Genomic DNA, 24,184 nt, shown 5'->3' with positions numbered 1-24,184 from the left:
TTTTGGAAATGTAGTTATATTGTGGTCGCTCATATACGCCCAACTCCTTCATATGCAAAGCCTTGTGATTTTACATAACTTGCATCATAAACATTACGACCATCAAGTATCAGTGGATGAGTCATCAATTGATGCAAACGGGTATAGTCTAAACTAAGGTACTCTTTCCATGCAGTTAATAAACATAAAGCATCTGCCTTCTCTACAGCTTCATATCTATTTTCACATAAAATCAGATCCTCACGGCGACCATACTCTTTTGCAATAAATGAAAGGGCTTGAGGGTCATGTAATTGAACAATTGCACCTTGTGCCCATAGTGCTGTTAACATTTGATGAATTGGAGAAAAATTAGTTCTTGCCGTATTCTCCTTAAAAGATGCTCCCCAAATAGCAATAACCTTACCCTTAAGATCACATTGATAATAGTTCCATAGCTTACGGAAGAGCACTTCTTTTTGCTGTTCGTTAATATCCCAAACCTGCTCTAACAACTCACTTTTTGTACCAGTTTCAGCAATTGTTTTAGTCAATGTTAAAATATCTTGTGAAAAGTTTTCACCACCAAAACCTACCCCAGGTGCTAGATATGATGAGCCTATTCTAGAATCTGCACCTAAACCTAAACGAACATTCGCAATATCAATATTCATTTTTTCTGCAACTTGGGCTAAATCATTCATATAGCTTATACGTGTAGCCAACATCCCTGAAACACTTAACTTAGTAAATTCAGCATCTCGAATTGGCATAAATAGATAATGGTGATTTGCACTATAGAAGGGTCTTAAGATTTCTCTAATTTTTTTTCTTGCAACAGTTGATTCCACACCAACAACAATATGCTGTACTTTAGTAATACTATTTAAAGCATTTCCTTCTTGTACCATATCAGGTAAATAACACCAATCATCTTTAACAGCAATTTCTTGTAATTTTTTTGTTCCATCCAGACCAAAACTCGAACCATTAATCATTAATTTAGGATGAATAATTGGTTTGGTTTGAAGCTTATTTAATACATCTGCTGCAAAAGAATACTCATGAGAGTTAAATGCAAAAAAATAAGCATCAACATCAACGGGAATATCTGAACATGAGGAAATAATTAGATTTTTCTTAAGAATTTGTTTTTGTATTAGATCATTAACGGTTTTTTCTTGGTATTCAACTGAACAGCAATCTTCATCTACGGGATATTGGCACCAATAACTTTGATGCCCATACTCCGCAAATAAACCTGCCATGACCCCTGCATTTAATGTTGTTCCATAAATTGCAATTTTCATGACTTTCCTTTTATTTAGATTTTTAATTCTTTAATGATTTGCTTAAATTCATTACCTAATTTTGGATGCTCAATACCATAGTGTAGTACTGCTTTTAGATAGCCAAGCTTGCTACCGCAATCAAACGTTTCACCTTGCATACGGAATGCCTCAACAGTATCAGTTTGTTGTAATGCTGCAATTGCATCAGTAAGCTGAATTTCATTACCTGCACCTTTAGGTGTTGTTTCCAAAATACTCATAATTTTTGCAGGTAAAATATAACGACCAATCACAGATAAATTACTTGGTGCTTGATCAATTGCTGGCTTTTCAACAATACCTTTCATCACAATACTTTGCCCAACTTCAGGTGCCTGTTCAACATCAACAATACCATATTGATCAACTAGATTCTGAGGTACAGCCTCTACCATAATCTGTGCTGCATTCGTTTCATCAAAGCGTTTAACCATTTGAGCAAGATCATTTGTTGCGCTCTTCGCTTTTACAAGCACATCAGGAAGAAGTACTGCAAAATCATCATCACCCACAATATCTTTTGCACACAACACAGCATGACCAAGTCCAAGTGGCTGTGGCTGTCTTACACTGACAATAGAAACATCTGAAGGTACAATTTTTGTAATTTCATTTAATAAATCAATTTTCTTCTTATTTTCTAAAGTTGTTTCCAACTCAAAGTTACGGTCAAAATAATTTTCAATTGATGCTTTTGAACTATGAGTCACTAAAATAATTTGCTTCACACCAGCAGCTACTGCTTCTTTCACAACATATTCAATTGCAGGGCGATCAACAACCGTTACCATTTCTTTAGGAATCGATTTACTTGCTGGTAAAAAACGAGTGCCCAAACCCGCAACTGGAAGAATAGCTTTTTTAATCATAACAACTCTACTTTGTAATTAAAAACATATTTATAGATCGATAATATCGTATATGAAACAAACCCAATACACGTGTTATATGCATATTATGTTTAATTTTTTATATTATCGATAAAATAAAAATATAGTATAATAAATTTACCGTAATATGATAGAAATACATATCATTTTGCGCACATAAGCAATTTTTTATAAAAGCTACCCTTTCCTTTTCTAAATTTACATAAAATATCAAGATGTTTTTTTACATCTTTTCACCTTGGTGATATTTTTAATATTTAAGATATAACACTATTAAGTTTAAGTTATTGAAACTATCCTATAAATGATAAGGATATACTTATATAGTTACATTAATTTTTTGGATTTTATATGCGTAAACTATCACTTCTTTCTACAGCTGTTGTTATTAGTAGTTTGACTATTTTGCCATTAACTGGCTGTTCTAAAAATGAATCTGCAGACAAAGCAGATAAAAACCAAGCATCTAGCATCAAAACAAACAAAAGTACAAATCCACTTGAAATATTAAGCTATGCGCAAGGGTATCAATTAGGTTCTCAACTTCCTGCAGAAATTAATACAAAACAGCTTTCTACAGGTATTGATGATGGTAAAGGACATAAAGACCCGCTATATACACAAGATGAAATTAAAGCTGCCTTTGAAAGTTATCAAAAAACTTTAGCCCAAAAAGCTCAAGAAGGATCTCAAAAAAATGATCAATTCTTAGCAGAAAATGCAAAAAAACCTGATATCAAAACAACAGCATCTGGTCTGCAATATCAAATATTAAAAGAAGGTACAGGTAAAAAAGCAACTGCTAGCTCGACAGTTAAAGTTAACTATGAAGGCAAACTGATTGACGGTACTATTTTTGATAGTACATTTAGTCGTAATGAGCCTGTAGAGCTTTCATTAGGCTCAACTATCCCAGGTTGGATCGAGGGATTACCTATGATCAAGGAAGGCGGTAGCATTATGCTATATGTACCTGCAAAACTTGGTTACGGCGATCATGCTGTAGGTAGTATTCCAGCAAATAGCGTTTTAATCTTTAAAGTTGACTTACTACAAGTTAAATAACCAAGCAAGAGATAGAGCATAACTATTTGCTCTATCTTTTTACTTAAAAGACCTATCTATATTAAATGAATTATCTATTAATTTTTCACAAAAAAAGAATAATAATATTCATCTCTATGAAATGTCCCTATAAACCGTTAATATAAAAATATACTACTTATTTTGTAGCTTTCTAATTTTATAGAGACTTTTTCTATATATAAATATACCTATTTACCATTCAATTTATCTAAATGAACGTATTAGGTATTGCTTCATTTTTATTTTGGGAATATCAACATGAATAAGACATTACTTAGTCTACTATGTATGACATTAGGCACTGCAACATTAGCAGCAAACAATACATCGATGAATGCACTTAATGGGCAAGATACTCTAATAGAAAAAAATAATAATTCTAATAGCCTTCAACAAGATATCAAAAATACTCAAAAAATAGAAAGCGATTATCAAAATAATAATTATACTGGAAAACAGCGCGCTATTATTAGCAATAAAGACCGCGTGTTTTTTGCAGAAAATAGCCGCCGTTTAGGTGTAATTACCACCGATTCAGGTCTACAGTATCAAGTACTTAAAGCGGGGTTGGGGCGTATTCCACGCAATCAGCACAATGTTCGTATTTCTTATGAAGTAAAAGACTTGAATGACCGCTCTATTCTACGTCAAATGAACCAATCAATACGATTAAATCATTTAATGCCTATCCTTTCTGAAGGTATACAAACAATGAGAGAAAAGGGTAAAACCCGATTCTTTATTCCTACAGGTTTAACTTCAGGCATTAAAAGCTTAAGTACCGCTATCCCTGAAAATACATCATTGATCATAGATGTTGAGCTACAAGGGATCGAATAATCCCCCATAATAATGTGGAATAAGATATTTATTTTTTCATAATCTACTATACAAAGGTATCTTGAGTAAGATACCTTTGTTGTATTAGTCATCAAAGGATAAAATAATGAGAAAAAGTCTAACTTTCACTATTTTTTCTATTTTATGTTTTACACATCAGTATGCTTTATCCGCTCAAACAATTACTTCAAAAAGTTCTCTAAGTGATCAAGCTGGATATAGTTTAGGTTATTTACTTGGTAAAAATAATACTGAAACACTTAAAGGAATTAATCTAGATGCTTTCATTCAAGGACTGATGGTTGCCTCAAATAATCAGGATCCTAGTTTAAATGAAGAGCAAATGAGTCAAGTCTTAAATATATATAAAAAGAAAACAGAAGCTAAAGAGTTTTTAAAGCTCCAACAACAAGCAGATAATAATTTAATTGCTGGAAATGCATTTTTACAACAAAACTCAAAAAAGCAAGGTGTTGTAACAACAAAAACAGGGTTACAGTATTTAATTATTCAAGCAGGTTCTGGTAGTACACCTAAAGCAACGAGTACAGTACAAATTAACTATGAAGGGCGTTTAATTGATGGCACAGTATTTGATAGTTCAATTGCACGACAACAACCTGTAACTTTAAAGATAAGTGATGTGGTAACAGGACTGGCACAGGGACTACTTACAATGAAAGAGGGTGGAAAATCTCGTTTCTTTATTCCTGCGAAACTCGGCTACGGGACCATCGGATCTGGTGATACAATTCAACCAAATAGTACTCTAATTTTTGATGTAGAACTCTTAAAAGTCGAAAATTAACTTTACTTATAGGGGTATTTTATTTATCCCTATACTAAAATTTTACAGAATATGTTTTAGCATTCTAATCAAACCAATAAAAAATATAACGATCGGTTATTACTATAATTTAAATCAAATTAATCTAATTTAAAAATGCAAATATACTGACTAAAATCGCAGCTCAAGCATGCTAATTCTGTTTCTAGGCAAATATATGAATTTAAAACATCCTTTAGCAATCGCGATATTGATTGCGCCAGCTTTTGCTTCACAAATGACTATTGCAGCAGACCCACTAACACGTGATAACGGTGCTCTTGTTGGAGATAACCAAAACTCACAAACAGCAGGTGCGAATGGTCCAGCACTTCTTCAAGATGTTCAACTTATTCAAAAATTACAACGTTTCGACCGTGAACGTATTCCTGAGCGTGTTGTACATGCAAGAGGTACAGGCGTACATGGTGTATTTACACCATCGGCAGACATTTCTGACCTAACAATGGCTAAAGTATTTACTCCAGGAACACAAACACCTGTATTTGTACGTTTTTCTGCTGTAGTACATGGTAATCACTCTCCTGAAACACTACGTGATCCACGTGGTTTTGCAACAAAATTCTATACCCAAGATGGTAACTGGGACTTAGTCGGAAATAACTTCCCGACATTCTTTATTCGCGATGCGATTAAATTCCCAGATATGGTTCATGCATTCAAACCAAATCCACAAAACAACTTAGATGATATGGGGCGTACGTTTGACTTCTTCCAACATGTGCCTGAAGCAACACGTACTTTAACTGAGCTGTTCTCCGATCGTGGTACACCCGCAGGCTACCGCTTTATGGACGGAAACAGTGTTCACGCTTATAAATTTGTAAATGCTAAAGGTGAAGTTCACTATGTGAAGTTCCACTGGAAGAGTCTGCAAGGTGAGAAAAACTTAACACCAAAAGAAGTGCCTATGGTACAAGGTCAAGACTATAGTCATATGACCCACGATCTTGTAAACAGCATTCAACGTGGTGAATACCCGAAATGGGATCTATACATTCAAGTACTTAAGCCAGAAGACTTAGCAAAGTTTGACTTTAATCCACTTGATGCAACAAAAGTTTGGCCAAATGTTCCTGAGCATAAAATTGGTCAAATGGTCTTAAACAAAAATGTAGATAACTATTTCCAAGAAACTGAACAAGTTGCAATGGCACCTGCAAATGTTGTTCCTGGTATAGAACCATCTGAAGATAAACTACTACAAGGTCGTGTTTTTGCATATGCAGATACGCAATTATACCGTGTTGGAACCAACGGTCTGAGCTTACCAATTAACCGTCCCGTGGTTGCTGTAAATAATGGCAATCAGGATGGTGCCATGAATTTCGGTCATACAACAACATCTGTAAACTACGAACCAAGTTCACGTAATCCAAGACCACAAGTTGCATCTGCTCGCTATAGCGAATTGCCACTCATGGGTACAACACAGCAAACTAAAACTCAAAAAGAGCAGAACTTTAAGCAAGCTGGTGAGCTTTACCGTTCATTTACCACAATGGAACGTCGTGACCTAATAGACAACTTTGGTGGTGCGCTTTCTGGTGCAGATGAACCTGCGAAATATAAGATTGCATCATTCTTATATAAAGCAGATCCTGAATATGGTACAGGCGTTGCAAAAATTGCAAAAGTTGATGTAAACCGTGTGAAAGCAATGGCTGCACAGTTACAAGACTAATTCTTCACAATTGTCATATCACGGCATCATGTATGTATTGGTACGTACATGATGCTTTTAACTTTGGGAGACTGTAATGAAACGTCTATTTTTAGCAACAACAGCAATACTTTTATCTTACTCATCACAGACTTTTGCAGACACAAATATTTCCACTCAACCTTCAAAAAACATTTCTGCTGAAGAAGCCAAGACACAACTCACTCAGTATTATTTTGATGCTGCACGTGATGGTAATACAAAGATGCTGAATGAGTTTATTCAAGCAGGATATAACTTAAATACCCAAGATGAAAAAGGCTATACAGCGTTGATTCTTGCTGCATACCATGGTCATACAGAAGCAGTAAACCAACTTCTAAAAGCAGGAGCAAATGCATGTGTTCAAGATAAGTCAGGCAATACGGCTTTAATGGGTGCTATTTTTAAAGGTGAATTACGTATTGCAAGAACACTAATGAAAGCTGGCTGCTCACCTGATCAAGCCAATAGTTCAGGACAAACTGCAAGTATGTACGCTGCTCTTTTTCAACGTAAAGAAATACTTGATGCTCTCATGAAACAAGGAGCAAATACTCAACTGACTGATAAACGTGGCAATAGTGTAAAAAATTTAAGTGAAGGTAACTTTAATAATTAAAGTGACTGATAGTGGTCTTCAAGCACTTGGCTAAATATACTTTCGATCATCCAAACACGATACAAACTATTAAATGTATATGTTCTTTGATTCACTTTTAGCACTAATACAGGGAAGTTTGGCTGATTTTTCTCAATACATTGAATATCATTGTTTTTTAAGTAACCTTTTACATCTTCTTTATTAAGTAAAGTATCTATTGGCAGATTTTTACGTATTTTTTGAATATGTGGTGAGTATGATAAGTCCTGACCATGAACCCATACTGCCTCTAGGATACGATACATTGTTTCGATACGATCTTTCTCATCTACACTATAAAAAAGCGTTGCAATCTCTAATACTGTTTCTTCTGTAGGGCGACAGAAAGGTGTAAAAGCAACCTCTGTACGATTAGATAAACGCATTGCAAGCGCCCAATCAAATTGATCTCTTCCATGATAGGTTAGAGGATGTATATGCAACTGAATATTATAATAATTCGCTAATTCTTCTTTAATATATGCCAATAACAGCCAACTAATCGGATCTTCTAAAGCAATATATAAATCTAACTCTGGTTGCATTGCTTGAATGTCTGCAAGTTCCTCTGCATCATTAATTAGATGCTCTCGCCATTCAATATGGTTAATTAAAAATATTGGATTATCTGTCAGTAATTTTTGTTGTTTCAATCGTCGAGTTAGACGAAGTAAGTCATCAAAAGCATTATACTTTTTACCACCAAATTCAAAATAACTTGCCAAAATAGCATCATCATTAAAAATTCGTTCTTTAAAATATTGCTCTTTATGCTGTTTACTAGCCATCACATATAAAAGACGCAACTTTCCATATTGTTGCTGCCATAACATATGAAAAACATCTTCAAGCAAATAAAGAAATTTCTCTTCCCTTAACGGTGTATTTCTTAAAATAATTTCTGCTTGATTTAGTGCATTCTTAGATGGAAGTTCAGGATGATCATCATAACCAAAACCATGCTGCTTTGCTAAATTCTTAGCATCGTTTAAAGCATATTCTTGCCATTCTTCAGCAGTCATTCCATTTGGCGCTGTTGTAGCATTTTTAGAAATAATAACTTTAAGTGGTTTTAAATCATCAACTAAAATTTCATTCAGCTTTGCCAATTGCTGAACAATTAAATAGCTATACACATCATCTAAACGTAAATGGATCGTTAAACCGTGATCGATTGGTAAGACATCTTGGCGAATAGGTTTGTTATAAAACCATTTCGACTGGATTGGATCAAACCATCGACGTAAAAAAGACATGCAGTGCGCCTCTAAAAATAATTCCGTAATAACATAGAGAACCGTTCATTCAAACTTTAACCATCTTAGTTAAAGTCTACTCTGTTCGATGAACACTAAGTTTATCAAAAAATGAATAATTTCGGCTAAAATATTGCGCAGCAAAATTTTAATAAATAAAAAACTGCTATAAGTGTACTCATAGCAGTTTCGTATTGTCTAATATAAGACTTACAGTGTTCTTACTGCACCTTTTGCAGCACTTGTTGTATGCTGTGCGTAAATTTTTAATGCCTTAGAAACTTTACGCTTTCTTTCTTCTTCAGGCTTCCAACCTTTCTCTTCTTGAATAGCACGGCGTTTTGCTAAAGTTTCATCATCCACTTTTACATTCATGCTACGGTTTGGAATATCAATTTCAATAATATCTCCATCTTTGATTAAGCCAATTGCACCACCTTCTGCTGCTTCAGGTGAGATATGACCTATTGATAAACCTGATGAACCACCAGAGAATCGACCATCTGTAATTAATGCACATTCCTTACCTAAGCCCTTAGATTTTAAGTAGCTTGTTGGGTACAGCATTTCTTGCATTCCCGGACCACCACGAGGACCTTCATAACGAATTACAACCACATCACCCGCTTTAATATCATGGCCTAAAATTGCTTCAACAGCAGCATCTTGGCTTTCAAAGACACGGGCTTGTCCTGTAAATTTTAGAATTGAATCATCGACACCAGCAGTCTTTACAATACATCCATCAAGTGCAATATTTCCAAATAATACAGCAAGACCACCATCTTGAGAGAAAGCATGCTCAGCACTACGAATTACGCCTGTTTCACGATTACCATCTAAAGTTGGATAATAGCGGTTTTGTGAGAATGCGACTTGTGTAGGTACACCACCCGGAGAAGAACGATAAAATTCATAGATTTCAGGATCTTCATGACAAATGATATCCCATTTATTAATCGCATCTGCAAGCGTTTTTTCATGCACTGTACTTACCGATGTATCAAGTAATTTAGCGCGATCTAATTCACCTAAAATTGCCATAATGCCCCCTGCACGGTGTACATCTTCCATATGTACATCTTGTTTTGCAGGTGCAACTTTACAAAGTACAGGGACATGGCGAGATAGTTGGTCAATATCAGCCATGGTAAAATCGACTTCTGCTTCATGCGCAGCTGCCAATAAATGTAGTACAGTATTGGTTGAACCACCCATCGCAACATCTAAAGTCATTGCATTTTTAAATGCTGCTTTGGTTGCAATTGAACGAGGTAATACCGATTCGTCATTTTCTTCGTAGTAACGCTTCGCAATTTTTACAATTTGCTCACCCGCTTTTAAGAAAAGTTTTTTGCGGTTGGCATGTGTAGCTACGATTGAACCATTACCCGGCAAAGACAAACCAAGTGCTTCTGTTAAACAGTTCATTGAGTTTGCTGTAAACATACCTGAACACGAGCCACAAGTTGGACATGCAGAGCGTTCAAAATCTTTTACTTCTTCATCGGTATAACTATCATCTGCTGCAACAACCATTGCATCAACAAGATCAATAGCTTTTTCATTGCCTCTAAATTTTACTTTTCCTGCCTCCATTGGGCCACCTGATACGAAGATTACAGGAATATTTAGACGCATAGATGCCATAAGCATACCTGGTGTAATTTTATCGCAGTTTGAAATACATACCATTGCATCTGCACAATGTGCGCTTACCATGTATTCAACAGAATCTGCAATCAAATCACGTGATGGCAAAGAGTACAACATGCCATCATGCCCCATCGCAATACCATCATCTACAGCAATCGTATTAAACTCTTTTGCAACACCACCTGCTTCTTGTATTTGCTCTGCAACCAACTGACCAAGATCTTTTAAATGTACATGACCAGGAACAAATTGAGTAAATGAATTGACAACGGCAATAATCGGCTTGCCAAAATCTTCATCTTTCATACCAGTTGCACGCCATAAGCCACGTGCACCTGCCATATTTCTTCCATGTGTTGATGTTTTTGAACGATAATCAGGCATGATTTTTTCCAATTTTTATGCTTGAGATGAGTAACGATCTCTGGCTAAACGTCATATGTATGAAGTTGGCCAGTTCGCTGTCTCATACAAATAGTGACAAGTAAGTTATAGATGTTTCTTTATCTAAAACATGCCATAGCAAAAGTATTGTGCAAATACTTAATATAGACATGTTGTAACATCCTAGATATGGAAAATCACGCTTATGGGAGTAGCAATACCTATTTTAGGTTGGGTGAGCTTGCATAAGAAGCCAGCAATAAGTCGTTTAGACTCAAAGGCGTATTTCCAAAATCTAAATATACCTATGGTTTATCTCATAACGAATAAGGATCACTTATTTATAATCGATTAAGACCATCATATTATTTTTTATTCTATAGAACAGTATGGCTTTCTAAAAGTCAAAATATCATTCATTTACAGAATAAAAGATAAAAATTTAATGAATATTTTTTTATTATTAATAAATATTTTTTATGAAATAAAAAATATGAGCCATCAATTTTGATGGCTCATTTGATCATTTGTCTATTTTACCAGTCAATAACGACACGGCGATTCGGAGCTGCACATGCATGTTTCTCAAGCATACGCTGATCTCCCTTACATTCCTCAAACTGGCTTGTTTTACTTGCAGCTACAACATGAATAATATTCGCTGATATACCTGCCTCAATCAATTGCTGTTCCACTGTTTTTGCACGTGCTTGAGATAATTTTTTGTTATAACTATGCGATCCTTTTATATCTGTATATCCTGTTACTGTCACACTTTGACTATTTGTCTTTTTAATCGCATTGACAATTGTAGTAATAGAGCTATCTCGTGCAACTATTCCCTGCTGGTCTGAACGATCAAATGCAAAAAGTACATACGCCTTATGTGGGAGAGTTTCTTGCTTTACTGGAATTGGTGCAATTACGGGCACAACTACAGGACGATTGTTTACCCCCCAATCCATAAGCCCTTGACACTCTTCTCCTTTCCAATATAAAGCTTTACCAATATAGTCTTTATCAAAATCTATTCTTAACTGACAGCGCTTATATTGTTGTGTATTTGGTACACGAATATCTAAAACATAGTTCCACGTACGTACAGAGAATATTCCCTCATTAAATTGAGGATTACCCAATAAATGACGATATTGGTCTTTCGTTAAACCTGTGGAAAGATTTGCAACTGTTCCATACTCATAGCGTGGAACCTGCTTTAAATAACTGTCTTTAATTTCTGGAAAACTTATCTCTGAATCAGATGCTGTTGTATTTACACTTTCAGCTTTTATTGATGTCGCTATAAATGTGAATGAAAGTGCCGCACCCATACATAATGTAGCTATAATTTTTTTCATTTTTTTGCTCTTAAAATTGTTAAAAGATAAATATGAGATCTCTTTAGACCAGAGATCTCATAACCTACCTAATTAATAACTTAATCAATCACACCTGAGATACCTACACGGAATAATGGTGAGCTATTATTTCCTCCTGCCACACCACCAGTCAGAGACCAACGACCATTGTCTGCAGTCCGACGTAATGTTGCACCTATAGCACCTTGGTTATTGTAGTATGAGGCACCAGCAGCATAAGTCCATTTACCAGCAACATATGGTGCATTTTCTAATGCAGCTGTTGCGGCTATACCTGCTGAGAGTTTATCTTCAAGTTTATTAATACGGTTATTTGTATAAGTGAATGCTTGGTTCAAAGTGTTTTCCACATTTCCAACACGGTTATCCACAGCTGTTAATGCATCTCCAACATTACTATAGCTGCCATTTGCAACACTATAAGTTGGACTAGAAAGTGTTCCATCTGCATTCACTGCTGCACCACCACCTAATGCCGTTGCAATAGAAGCGTTTGCAGCATATACCTGTGAACCATTCACAGCATCTTTAGATGCCACACCAATACTGCCATTTGCCACACTTGTAACTTTTTGACTGCCAGCATCAATACCCGATGATGTCACGCTTGGACCTGTAGAAGCACCTGATGCATCTTTAAAGCTCAAACCATTATTATTAATTGTTGAACTTGTTTTATCTGCACCCGTATATTTGGTTCCTGTTGCTGTGGTAATTGCTGAGTTTCCTGTTGCATCAGATAAACTCGACTGTGTAGATGTATAATTTGCATTATTAATCACATTGCCTGAACTATCTTTTGTTGCAACATTTGTTCCAGATGCTGTAGTTGTAGAGGTAATTGAATTGCCCGATGCATCTTTACCACTGAGTGTACTTGATGTTGCTGTTATCTGATTGGTATTGCCTGATGCATCTTTAACTGTGTTACCTGTAGCAGTAGATTGATTCGTATTACCTGTACTGTCAGTCACAGTATTTCCAGATGTTTTCAAAGAATCTAACTGACTTTGTACAGAATACAGTTGGCTACCATTGACAGCATCTTTAGAAGTAGAAGTAACAGCGCCATCTGCAACGTTTGTGACTTTCTCATTACCTGCATCTAATCCTGAAGCAGTAACACTTGGACCAGTAGTATTACCATTTTTATCTGCAAAACTAATACCATTCCCACCTACAGTCGTACTTGAACCATCTGCATTGGTATATTTGGCACTGTTTGCCCCATAGGTTGCATTTGTTGTATTGCCATTACTATCTTTACCTGTAACCGATACACCATTCGCCGTGGCAGTTGTATTATTGCCATTAGCATCAGATAAACTTGCTTGTGTCGCACTGTAGTTTGCATTATTAACAACATTACCATTGGCATCTTTTGCGGTAACAGTTGTACCACCATTACTTGTATTAGAAGTCGAAGTTCCTCCATTACTTGTATTGCCAGATACAATATTGCCTGTTGCATTAGAAATATTTGTATTACCAGCAGAATCTGTAACTGTATTACCTTCTGTTTTTAAAGCTGATATTTTATCATCAACTGCTTTGAGTTGTGCCACATTTACAGCATCGCTATCTGCTGTTCCTGCCGCAACGCCTGTAATTTGACGATATACTCCACTTTGAGCATCACCAACTGCAACAGCTCCTGTCGTTGATGTAGTTGCCTTTATCGCATTTTCATCACTTGTTGTTGCACTTGTTGGTACATAACCATTTACCCCTGCACCTGTGCGAGCAGCAGAATTATTACCTAAAACTACTGATCCAGCTGTTGTTGCTTGTACATTATTACCTAATACAAATGTATTGTTGGTATTTACGGTATTATTATTACCTACTACATAACTTTCTTTGCCAGTAACTGTACTTGGGTCACCAAATGCACCAGAATTATCTCCCGTCACATTATTTCCTGTACCTACACTAATAGATTGAGTACCTGAAGCAACAGCACTATTACCAATTGCCACAGAAGAAGCACCTGTCACACTTGAATTATTACCAATTACTACAGAATTTTTAGCTGTGCCAGAAGCGGATGTGCTCTTACCTAAAGCAATTGTATTATCCGCCCCTGAGTTAATAACTGCATTTACACCTATTGCCGTTGAGTTTGTACCGCCTGCACTTGAATCATTTGTCTTACCATCTACCACTTCTGTACTACCATTGGTATGTGCATATTTCACACCTTCTGTATTCATTTTTTGAACAGTTTGACCAATGGTTAAACGATCTGTAGTTTCTTGTCCTTGGGTATTATATGTAAGGAACATAGACTGTGTATTACTGTTACTTGGAGAGCTGTTTACAACCTCACTAGTCACATTAACTTTATTGCCATTACCATCTGTTACATTAGTCACACTATTACTGATACTAGTTGCTAAAGCATCCAACTGACCTTTATTCACTGCATCAGCAGTGTCTGTGCCATCTGCAACATTAGTAATTTTAGTACCTGCTGCATTAATACCAGATGTTGTAATGCTCGGACCATTATTAATAATTAAACCACTAGAGCTAATAGTCGTTCCACCAACATTTAAACTATCAAAAGTTGCATTTTTATCTAACCCAATAACAATATTTCCATCACTATCCGTGGTTGTTTTCAAGTTATCTGTACTGTACTGATCATCAGATTTCTTGCCAGTACCTTTAATAGTTAATGTCTCACCTAAGTTCTTATGCGTTACTGTGCCATTAGTATCCGCAAAGTTTAGACCTTTATTCGTTAAGTCTGTTGCTGCTGCATAAAGTTGGCTACCATTAATCGCATCTTTAGATGTTGAGCTGACTGTACCATCTGCGACATTGGTAATTTTTTCATTCCCTGCATCAATACCTGATGCAGTCACACTTGGCCCAGTCTTATTACCAGAGGAATCTGTAAAACTTAAACCATCTTGACCAATATTAGTGCTTGTTTTATCGGTTGAATCTGCACTGCCATACGTTGTACCAGATGCCGTAGTCGTCGTCGTATTCTTACCATCCGTAATAGTATTACTAGTAGACGTCGATGTATTACTATTGCCATCTTTATCTTTAATTATCGTACCATCAGCCGTTGTGGTCGTACTATTACCATCTTTACCAGCAAGTGTATTGCTAGTTGCTGTTGATGTATTGCTATTGCCATCTTTATCTGTAACAGTTGTACCCGATGCAGTAGTTGTAGAACTATTGCCAGAACCATCTTGCGTTGAACTACCTTTGGTTGAAAGATCATTAAACTTATTATTTACTTCAGATTCTAAAGTATTTAGCTGACCTTTATTTACAGCATCAGATGCGTCTGTACCATCCGCAACATTAGTTACTTTAGTACCTGCTGCATTAATACCAGATGTTGTAATACTCGGACCATTATTAATCGTTAAACCACTATTATTTAGACTTGTATTTCCTACTGTTAAACTGCCATCACTGCCAAGATTCACATCTTTCGCAAGTTGTACTGAAAGACCATCTGTGCCATTGGCAATAACACCAATGTTATTGGTTGTTAGCTTACTGCTGTCTTTAATACCACCTGTAATACCTAAGGTTTCTCCAAGTTTACGTGAAACATTCGTACCACCATCCCCTGAGAAGTTGAGACCTTTATTGGTTAAAGTGGTATTTAACTGGTTCGTAGCATCTGCAACTTGACCTTCTGTCGCTGCACGATCTGCTACCACGGATGAACTGTTCCAAGTCGTGTTAGTCAGGCCAGTGACTGTGCCTGTACTACCATCAACAACCACAGGGCTTGCACCTGTACCTACTGTTAGTTTGTCCGATGTGAGTGATGAACTTACTGTATCTCCTTTACTATCAGTGCTTGAAACTGTTGTTCCTGCTGCAGTCAAGTTCGTCGTGTTGCCTTTAGTGTCTTTTAATACATTGCCTGAAGCTGTCGTTGTAGTAGTATTTCCTGCTGCATCTTTAAGGCTCGTACCATTTAAACCATAATTTGCTGTCGTCGAGCCATCACTAGATTTAATATTCGTTCCTGAACCCGTTAAGGTCGCAACATTACCACTGGCATCTGTTGTTTTAATGCCATCATTATTTAGGCTTGTATTTCCTACTGTTAAACTACCATCACTGCCAAGATTCACATCTTTCGCAAGTTGTACTGAAAGACCATCTGTGCCATTGGCAATAACACCAATGTTATTGGTTGTTAGCTTACTGCTGTCTTTAATACCACCTGTAATACCTAAGGTTTCTCCAAGTTTACGTGAAACATTCGTACCACTATCCCCTGAGAAGTTGAGACCTTTATTGGTTAAAGTGGTATTTAACTGGTTCGTAGCATCTGCAACTTGACCTTCTGTCGCTGCACGATCTGCTACCACGGATGAACTGTTCCAAGTCGTGTTAGTCAGGCCAGTGACTGTGCCTGTACTACCATCAACAACCACAGGGCTTGCACCTGTACCTACTGTTAGTTTGTCCGATGTGAGTGATGAACTTACTGTATCTCCTTTACTATCAGTGCTTGAAACTGTTGTTCCTGCTGCAGTCAAGTTCGTCGTGTTGCCTTTAGTGTCTTTTAATACATTGCCTGAAGCTGTCGTTGTAGTAGTATTTCCTGCTGCATCTTTAAGGCTCGTACCATTTAAACCATAATTTGCTGTCGTCGAGCCATCACTAGATTTAATATTCGTTCCTGAACCCGTTAAGGTCGCAACATTACCACTGGCATCTGTTGTTTTAATGCCATCATTATTTAGGCTTGTATTTCCTACTGTTAAACTACCATCACTGCCAAGATTCACATCTTTCGCAAGTTGTACTGAAAGACCATCTGTGCCATTGGCAATAACACCAATGTTATTGGTTGTTAGCTTACTGCTGTCTTTAATACCACCTGTAATACCTAAGGTTTCTCCAAGTTTACGTGAAACATTCGTACCACTATCCCCTGAGAAGTTGAGACCTTTATTGGTTAAAGTGGTATTTAACTGGTTCGTAGCATCTGCAACTTGACCTTCTGTCGCTGCACGATCTGCTACCACGGATGAACTGTTCCAAGTCGTGTTAGTCAGGCCAGTGACTGTGCCTGTACTACCATCAACAACCACAGGGCTTGCACCTGTACCTACTGTTAGTTTGTCCGATGTGAGTGATGAACTTACTGTATCTCCTTTACTATCAGTGCTTGAAACTGTTGTTCCTGCTGCAGTCAAGTTCGTCGTGTTGCCTTTAGTGTCTTTTAATACATTGCCTGAAGCTGTCGTTGTAGTAGTATTTCCTGCTGCATCTTTAAGGCTCGTACCATTTAAACCATAATTTGCTGTCGTCGAGCCATCACTAGATTTAATATTCGTTCCTGAACCCGTTAAGGTCGCAACATTACCACTGGCATCTGTTGTTTTAATGCCATCATTATTTAGGCTTGTATTTCCTACTGTTAAACTACCATCACTGCCAAGATTCACATCTTTCGCAAGTTGTACTGAAAGACCATCTGTGCCATTGGCAATAACACCAATGTTATTGGTTGTTAACTTACTGCTGTCTTTAATACCACCTGTAATACCTAAGGTTTCTCCAAGTTTACGTGAAACATTCGTACCACTATCCCCTGAGAAGTTGAGACCTTTATTGGTTAAAGTGGTATTTAACTGGTTCGTAGCATCTGCAACTTGACCTTCTGTCGCTGCACGATCTGCTACCACGGATGAACTGTTCCAAGTCGTGTTAGTCAGGCCAGTGACTGTGCCTGTACTACCATCAACAACCACAGGGCTTGCACCTGTACCTACTGTTAGTTTGTCCGATGTGAGTGATGAACTTACTGTATCTCCTTTACTATCAGTGCTTGAAACTGTTGTTCCTGCTGCAGTCAAGTTCGTCGTGTTGCCTTTAGTGTCTTTTAATACATTGCCTGAAGCTGTCGTTGTAGTAGTATTTCCTGCTGCATCTTTAAGGCTCGTACCATTTAAACCATAATTTGCTGTCGTCGAGCCATCACTAGATTTAATATTCGTTCCTGAACCCGTTAAGGTCGCAACATTACCACTGGCATCTGTTGTTTTAATGCCATCATTATTTAGGCTTGTATTTCCTACTGTTAAACTACCATCACTGCCAAGATTCACATCTTTCGCAAGTTGTACTGAAAGACCATCTGTGCCATTGGCAATAACACCAATGTTATTGGTTGTTAACTTACTGCTGTCTTTAATACCACCTGTAATACCTAAGGTTTCTCCAAGTTTACGTGAAACATTCGTACCACTATCCCCTGAGAAGTTGAGACCTTTATTGGTTAAAGTGGTATTTAACTGGTTCGTAGCATCTGCAACTTGACCTTCTGTCGCTGCACGATCTGCTACCACGGATGAACTGTTCCAAGTCGTGTTAGTCAGGCCAGTGACTGTGCCTGTACTACCATCAACAACCACAGGGCTTGCACCTGTACCTACTGTTAGTTTGTCCGATGTGAGTGATGAACTTACTGTATCTCCTTTACTATCAGTGCTTGAAACTGTTGTTCCTGCTGCAGTCAAGTTCGTCGTGTTGCCTTTAGTGTCTTTTAATACATTGCCTGAAGCTGTCGTTGTAGTAGTATTTCCTGCTGCATCTTTAAGGCTCGTACCACTTAAACCATAATTTGCTGTCGTCGAGCCATCACTAGATTTAATATTCGTTCCTGAACCCGTTAAGGTCGCAACATTACCACTGGCATCTGTTGTTTTAATACCATCATTATTTAGGCTTGTATTTCCTACTGTTAAACTGCCATCACTGCCAAGATTCACATCTTTCGCAAGTTGTACTGAAAGACCATCTGTGCCATTGGCAATAACACCAATGTTATTGGTTGTTAACTTACTGCTGTCTTTAATACCACCTGTAATACCTAAGGTTTCTCCAAGTTTACGTGAAACATTCGTACCACTATCCCCTGAGAAGTTGAGACCTTTATTGGTTAGGTCAGTTTGAGTTGTTTTTAATTGTGATACGTTAACCGCATCTGTATCTGCTGTGCCTGCTGCAACATTGGTTACTTTCATGCTTGCAGCATCAATACCAGTTGTCGTAACACTTGGACCATTATTTATGGTTAAGCCAGTCGCTGTTACTTTGCTCGTATTTGTACCATCATTTACAGATAAACCACTATTACCTACACTCACATTATTCGTGCCATCAGTGTAAGCTGTATTTCCTGCTGTCGTCGTTGTTTTAGTCTTTCCATCACTCGAAGCAACCACATTATTGGTCGATGTACTGGTGTTGGTATTACCGCTTGAATCAGTTAATTTAGATTGATTTAAACCGTAACTTGCTTTGGTACTTCCATCTTGAGATGTAAATGTTGAGATAGTCGCATTTGTTTTAGTAGAGTTACCACTTGTATCTGTTATATTCAAACTGTTTAAACCATAGCTTGCACTACTAATACCATCAGATCCTTTTAAGTTAGTTCCAGTAACAGTGGTACGAGATATATTACCGCTTGAATCAGTTAAATTTGAACCACTTAAGTTATAGTTCGCAGTAGTGACTCCATCCTCTCCTTTTAATGTAGTGCCAGTGACTGTTGTACGAGATGTATTACCGTTTGCATCTGTAAGTTTAGATTGAGTTAAACTATAGCTTGCAGTCGTTGAACCATCGCTAGATTTAATATTTGTTCCTGAACCCGTTAAGGTCGCAACATTACCACTGGCATCTGTTGTTTTAATACCATCATTATTTAGGCTTGTATTTCCTACTGTTAAACTGCCATCACTGCCAAGATTCACATCTTTCGCAAGTTGTACTGAAAGACCATCTGTGCCATTGGCAACAACACCAATGTTATTGGTTGTTAGCTTACTGCTGTCTTTAATACCACCTGTAATACCTAATGTTTCTCCAAGTTTACGTGAAACATTTGTACCACTATCCCCTGAGAAGTTTAGACCTTTATTGGTTAGGTCAGTTTGAGTTGTTTTTAATTGTGATACGTTAACCGCATCTGTATCTGCTGTGCCTGCTGCAACATTAGTTACTTTCATGCTTGCAGCATCAATACCAGTTGTCGTAACACTTGGACCATTATTTATGGTTAAGCCAGTCGCTGTTACTTTGCTCGTATTTGTACCATCATTTACAGATAAACCACTATTACCTACGCTCACATTATTCGTGCCATCAGTGTAAGCTGTATTTCCTGCTGTCGTCGTTGTTTTAGTCTTTCCATCACTCGAAGCAACCACATTATTGGTCGATGTACTGGTGTTGGTATTACCGCTTGAATCAGTTAATTTAGATTGATTTAAACCGTAATTCGCTGTGGTTTTTCCATCTTTAGATGATACCGTTGTTCCCGTACCAGACAATACGCTGTTATTACCATCTGTGTCCGTTGTTGTGACTGTTTGGAAGTTCGAGTTTTTGTCAATACCAACCACAATATTGCCACTGCTATCAGTCGTAGTTTTAATATTCGATGTATTGTATTGATCGTCTGCCTTTGTCCCAGTACCTTTGATCGTTAGGGTTTCACCAAGGTTTTTATGGGTCACTTTGCCATTGTTATCAGCAAAGTTCAGACCTGTATTGGTTAGATTAGTTTGAGTTGTTTTTAATTGTGATACGTTAACCGCATCTGTATCTGCTGTGCCTGCTGCAACATTAGTTACTTTCATGCTTGCAGCATCAATACCAGTTGTCGTAACACTTGGACCATTATTTATGGTTAAGCCAGTCGCTGTTACTTTGCTCGTATTTGTACCATCATTTACAGATAAACCACTATTACCTACGCTCACATTATTCGTGCCATCAGTGTAAGCTGTATTTCCTGCTGTCGTCGTTGTTTTAGTCTTTCCATCACTCGAAGCAACCACATTATTGGTCGATGTACTGGTGTTGGTATTACCGCTTGAATCAGTTAATTTAGATTGATTTAAACCGTAATTCGCTGTGGTTTTTCCATCTTTAGATGATACCGTTGTTCCCGTACCAGACAATACGCTGTTATTACCATCTGTGTCCGTTGTTGTGACTGTTTGGAAGTTCGAGTTTTTGTCAATACCAACCACAATATTGCCACTGCTATCGGTCGTGGTTTTAATATTCGATGTATTGTATTGATCGTCTGCCTTTGTCCCAGTACCTTTGATCGTTAGGGTTTCACCAAGGTTTTTATGGGTCACTTTGCCATTGTTATCAGCAAAGTTCAGACCTGTATTGGTTAGATTAGTTTGAGTTGTTTTTAATTGTGATACGTTAACCGCATCTGTATCTGCTGTGCCTGCTGCAACATTAGTTACTTTCATACTTGCAGCATCAATACCAGTTGTCGTAACACTTGGACCATTATTTATGGTTAAGCCAGTCGCTGTTACTTTGCTCGTATTTGTACCATCATTTACAGATAAACCACTATTACCTACGCTCACATTATTCGTGCCATCAGTGTAAGCTGTATTTCCTGCTGTCGTCGTTGTTTTAGTCTTTCCATCACTCGAAGCAACCACATTATTGGTCGATGTACTGGTGTTGGTATTGCCGCTTGAATCAGTTAATTTCGATTGATTTAAACCGTAATTCGCTGTGGTTTTTCCATCTTTAGATGATACCGTTGTTCCCGTACCAGACAATACGCTGTTATTACCATCTGTGTCCGTTGCTGTGACTGTTTGGAAGTTCGAGTTTTTGTCAATACCAACCACAATATTGCCACTGCTATCGGTCGTGGTTTTAATATTCGATGTATTGTATTGATCGTCTGATTTTGTCCCAGTACCTTTGATCGTTAGGGTTTCACCAAGGTTTTTATGAGTCACTTTGCCATTGTTATCAGCAAAGTTCAGACCTGTATTGGTTAGATTAGTTTGAGTTGTTTTTAATTGTGATACGTTAACCGCATCTGTATCTGCTGTGCCTGCTGCAACATTAGTTACTTTCATACTTGCAGCATCAATACCAGTTGTCGTAACACTTGGACCATTATTTATGGTTAAGCCAGTCGCTGTTACTTTGCTCGTATTTGTACCATCATTTACAGATAAACCACTATTACCTACGCTCACATTATTCGTGCCATCAGTGTAAGCTGTATTTCCTGCTGTCGTCGTTGTTTTAGTCTTTCCATCACTCGAAGCAACCACATTATTGGTCGATGTACTGGTGTTGGTATTGCCGCTTGAATCAGTTAATTTCGATTGATTTAAACCGTAATTCGCTGTGGTTTTTCCATCTTTAGATGATACCGTTGTTCCCGTACCAGACAATACGCTGTTATTACCATCTGTGTCCGTTGCTGTGACTGTTTGGAAGTTCGAGTTTTTGTCAATACCAACCACAATATTGCCACTGCTATCGGTCGTGGTTTTAATATTCGATGTATTGTATTGATCGTCTGCCTTTGTCCCAGTACCTTTAATTGTTAAGGTTTCACCCAATTTTTTAGTAACTGATCCATTATTGGCTGCAAAAGTAATCGGCTTCACAATATCTGTAGACAATGCCGCTAAAGCTGTTCCTACATTTGTAGCCGTCGTTGTTGTACCATCTACCCTATTAATAGAATAGCTAGGTGCAGTTATACTTCCATCAGATGTCTGTAAAGATGAGCCTCCACCCAAAGCACTTGCTGTGCTAGTTGCTACATTATCCGTATAACTTTTAACTTTTTTAAGTTGTGCAACGTTCACAGCATCTTGATCATTTGTACCAGCAGCAAGACCTGTTATTTGGCGTGTTACCGTTGAACCATTACCTATTGCTACAGCGGCATTTGTAGATTGCCATACTCCCGTTGTATTTGTTGAGCTAGTTCCTGTAATTGGGTCATAACCGCTCACACCTTTATCTATAGTAGACACAGAGTCACTACCAATCGCAACACCACCTGCTTTTGTCGCTTGTGAGTTTATACCTATAGCAGTACCTCCCTCTTCCGCAACAGCTGATGTACCTATTGCAGTCGCATTGGCTGCTGCTTTAGCTTTACCACCGATTGCTGTTGCATAATCACCATTAGCCTGTGACCCTGAATCAGAGCTATTACCAGAACCAATTGCTGTTGCATTTTTCCCATTAGAAATAGAGTTAATACCTATCGCGACTGATCCTGATTGTTTTGCCTGTGATACTGCTCCCAAAGCTAAAGAACCAGTTCCGGAAGCTACCGCTGTAGTCCCTAATGCAAGAGAAGCATCTCCTGTTGCATTAGATGCCATACCTACCGCAGTAGAAAAATTACCTGTTGCCTGAGACGTTACACCTATCGCTGTAGAAGCCCCGCCCGAAGCTGTTGTATTAGGATAACCACTTGGCATGCTCACACCAGTAATAGACTTATAAGATGCACTCATAGTGGAATCTGATCTGACTTTATTAATGTCATCACCACCAATCGCAACACTTGAGTTACCCGTTGCATTTACATTATTACCTAGAGCAACAGATTGGTCACCGCTTGCCACAGCTACACTACCCACCGCCACAGATTGACCATTACTTGTAGTACTGGCAGTAGATGCATTATCTCCAATTGCTACAGAGCGAGTAGTTCCCGTTGTATTGGCAGATTTACCAATTGCAATCGAAGTATCACTTCCAGCATTTGCTAAATAGCCAATTGCTATTGCAGCATTACCTGTTGCAGTAGCACCCGTACCAGTATTATTTCCACCACCTGCTGCAAAAGAGTTTGCACCACTTGCATTTGCATCATTACCAATTGCAGTTGAACCATATCCTGTTGCTTTAGCACCCGAACCATATGCAGATGTACTTTGTGCACTTGCTGTTGCGCTATTACCAATCGCAGTCGCATAATTACCTCCTGCAGATGCAGCATTATCTCCTGAACCATAGGCAGCATAGGAAGCAAAAGCATTGGGTGCAAAAACGATCATTGCAGTGATTAAGCTAGCAGAGCCGATTGTCTTAGATTTTGTTTTAGATTTAGCAATTTCAGATACTGCTACCCATGCTCCTAATGTAGCATTCCAGATAACTTTATATATTTTATTCATAGTTTGCTTATCTCATATTGTATTTAAATAACAATTTTGTTTATTTTATTTCTACTAAGACACTATCATATAAAAATAATGATAACTAGTTAATACATTATTAATATTTTGTTTATAAAAATACAATTATAAAAAATAACAATAAATAATATAGATTATTAATAAATAAAAAAACCTAGATAGCTAACTATCTAGGTTCTT

The 24,184-nt window shown here is 37.5% G+C and carries 10 protein-coding genes and 1 pseudogene; 5 read left to right on the top strand and 6 right to left on the bottom strand.

The genetic code is table 11. The features are described from left to right. Positions 1 to 29 precede the first annotated feature (29 nt). Both AC1MPL_RS02655 and galU read right to left on the bottom strand, forming a co-directional pair. Complete coding sequence (locus AC1MPL_RS02655; RefSeq protein WP_479764020.1) at positions 30 to 1,289, bottom strand: nucleotide sugar dehydrogenase; 1,260 nt, start codon at positions 1,287 to 1,289, stop codon at positions 30 to 32. Positions 1,290 to 1,303: 14 nt separating this feature from the next. Continuing rightward, the gene (gene galU / locus AC1MPL_RS02650) at positions 1,304 to 2,179 is read right to left on the bottom strand and encodes a UTP--glucose-1-phosphate uridylyltransferase GalU (protein WP_479764018.1); all 876 of its coding nucleotides are present in this window, start codon (positions 2,177 to 2,179) and stop codon (positions 1,304 to 1,306) included. Positions 2,180 to 2,551: 372 nt separating this feature from the next. Between galU and AC1MPL_RS02645 the strand changes: the two genes are divergently transcribed. From AC1MPL_RS02645 to AC1MPL_RS02625, 5 genes are all read left to right on the top strand, one after another. Then, positions 2,552 to 3,265, top strand: coding sequence for an FKBP-type peptidyl-prolyl cis-trans isomerase (locus tag AC1MPL_RS02645; RefSeq protein ID WP_479764016.1), 714 nt, complete (start codon positions 2,552 to 2,554; stop codon positions 3,263 to 3,265). 279 nt (positions 3,266 to 3,544) lie between these two features. Then, positions 3,545 to 4,126 (top strand): FKBP-type peptidyl-prolyl cis-trans isomerase N-terminal domain-containing protein, encoded by a 582-nt coding sequence (locus AC1MPL_RS02640; RefSeq protein ID WP_479764014.1) that lies wholly within the window; start codon positions 3,545 to 3,547, stop codon positions 4,124 to 4,126. A 106-nt stretch (positions 4,127 to 4,232) separates the two neighbouring features. After that, positions 4,233 to 4,934 (top strand): FKBP-type peptidyl-prolyl cis-trans isomerase, encoded by a 702-nt coding sequence (locus AC1MPL_RS02635; protein ID WP_479764012.1) that lies wholly within the window; start codon positions 4,233 to 4,235, stop codon positions 4,932 to 4,934. A 196-nt stretch (positions 4,935 to 5,130) separates the two neighbouring features. Then, positions 5,131 to 6,657, top strand: a complete 1,527-nt coding sequence (locus AC1MPL_RS02630) for a catalase (RefSeq protein ID WP_479764010.1) — start codon at positions 5,131 to 5,133, stop codon at positions 6,655 to 6,657. Positions 6,658 to 6,733: 76 nt separating this feature from the next. Beyond that, the gene (locus AC1MPL_RS02625) at positions 6,734 to 7,297 is read left to right on the top strand and encodes an ankyrin repeat domain-containing protein (RefSeq protein WP_479764009.1); all 564 of its coding nucleotides are present in this window, start codon (positions 6,734 to 6,736) and stop codon (positions 7,295 to 7,297) included. Here AC1MPL_RS02625 and AC1MPL_RS02620 read toward each other — a convergent pair. The 4 genes and pseudogenes from AC1MPL_RS02620 to AC1MPL_RS02605 form a co-directional block, all read right to left on the bottom strand. Next, positions 7,294 to 8,574 carry a hypothetical protein gene (locus AC1MPL_RS02620; RefSeq protein ID WP_479764007.1) on the bottom strand — a complete coding sequence of 427 codons (1,281 nt, stop codon included), beginning with the start codon at positions 8,572 to 8,574 and terminating at the stop codon, positions 7,294 to 7,296. The genes AC1MPL_RS02625 and AC1MPL_RS02620 overlap by 4 nt on opposite strands. Positions 8,575 to 8,784: 210 nt before the next feature. Continuing rightward, a complete protein-coding gene (gene ilvD / locus AC1MPL_RS02615) occupies positions 8,785 to 10,614 on the bottom strand; it encodes a dihydroxy-acid dehydratase (RefSeq protein ID WP_479764005.1) in 1,830 nt (609 codons plus the stop codon). Positions 10,615 to 11,150: 536 nt separating this feature from the next. Beyond that, positions 11,151 to 11,972: a trimeric autotransporter adhesin/peptidogylcan-associated protein TpgA gene (gene tpgA, locus AC1MPL_RS02610; protein ID WP_479764003.1), complete on the bottom strand. Its 822-nt coding sequence runs from the start codon at positions 11,970 to 11,972 to the stop codon at positions 11,151 to 11,153. Positions 11,973 to 12,445: 473 nt separating this feature from the next. Beyond that, a pseudogene (locus tag AC1MPL_RS02605) lies at positions 12,446 to 23,935 on the bottom strand (hypothetical protein); the annotation flags it as partial. Between the last annotated feature and the right edge of the window lie 249 nt (positions 23,936 to 24,184).

The organism is Acinetobacter sp. N1-1 (assembly GCF_056711485.1).
This window is presented reverse-complemented; position numbering and strand designations above follow the sequence as displayed.

Bases quoted from the DNA above. Each gene is read 5' to 3' on its own strand.
- AC1MPL_RS02655 (WP_479764020.1), bottom strand. From the start codon at position 1,289: ATGAAAATTGCAATTTATGGAACAACATTAAATGCAGGGGTCATGGCA.
- galU (WP_479764018.1), bottom strand. From the start codon at position 2,179: ATGATTAAAAAAGCTATTCTTCCAGTTGCGGGTTTGGGCACTCGTTTT.
- AC1MPL_RS02645 (WP_479764016.1), top strand. From the start codon at position 2,552: ATGCGTAAACTATCACTTCTTTCTACAGCTGTTGTTATTAGTAGTTTG.
- AC1MPL_RS02640 (WP_479764014.1), top strand. From the start codon at position 3,545: ATGAATAAGACATTACTTAGTCTACTATGTATGACATTAGGCACTGCA.
- AC1MPL_RS02635 (WP_479764012.1), top strand. From the start codon at position 4,233: ATGAGAAAAAGTCTAACTTTCACTATTTTTTCTATTTTATGTTTTACA.
- AC1MPL_RS02630 (WP_479764010.1), top strand. From the start codon at position 5,131: ATGAATTTAAAACATCCTTTAGCAATCGCGATATTGATTGCGCCAGCT.
- AC1MPL_RS02625 (WP_479764009.1), top strand. From the start codon at position 6,734: ATGAAACGTCTATTTTTAGCAACAACAGCAATACTTTTATCTTACTCA.
- AC1MPL_RS02620 (WP_479764007.1), bottom strand. From the start codon at position 8,574: ATGTCTTTTTTACGTCGATGGTTTGATCCAATCCAGTCGAAATGGTTT.
- ilvD (WP_479764005.1), bottom strand. From the start codon at position 10,614: ATGCCTGATTATCGTTCAAAAACATCAACACATGGAAGAAATATGGCA.
- tpgA (WP_479764003.1), bottom strand. From the start codon at position 11,972: ATGAAAAAAATTATAGCTACATTATGTATGGGTGCGGCACTTTCATTC.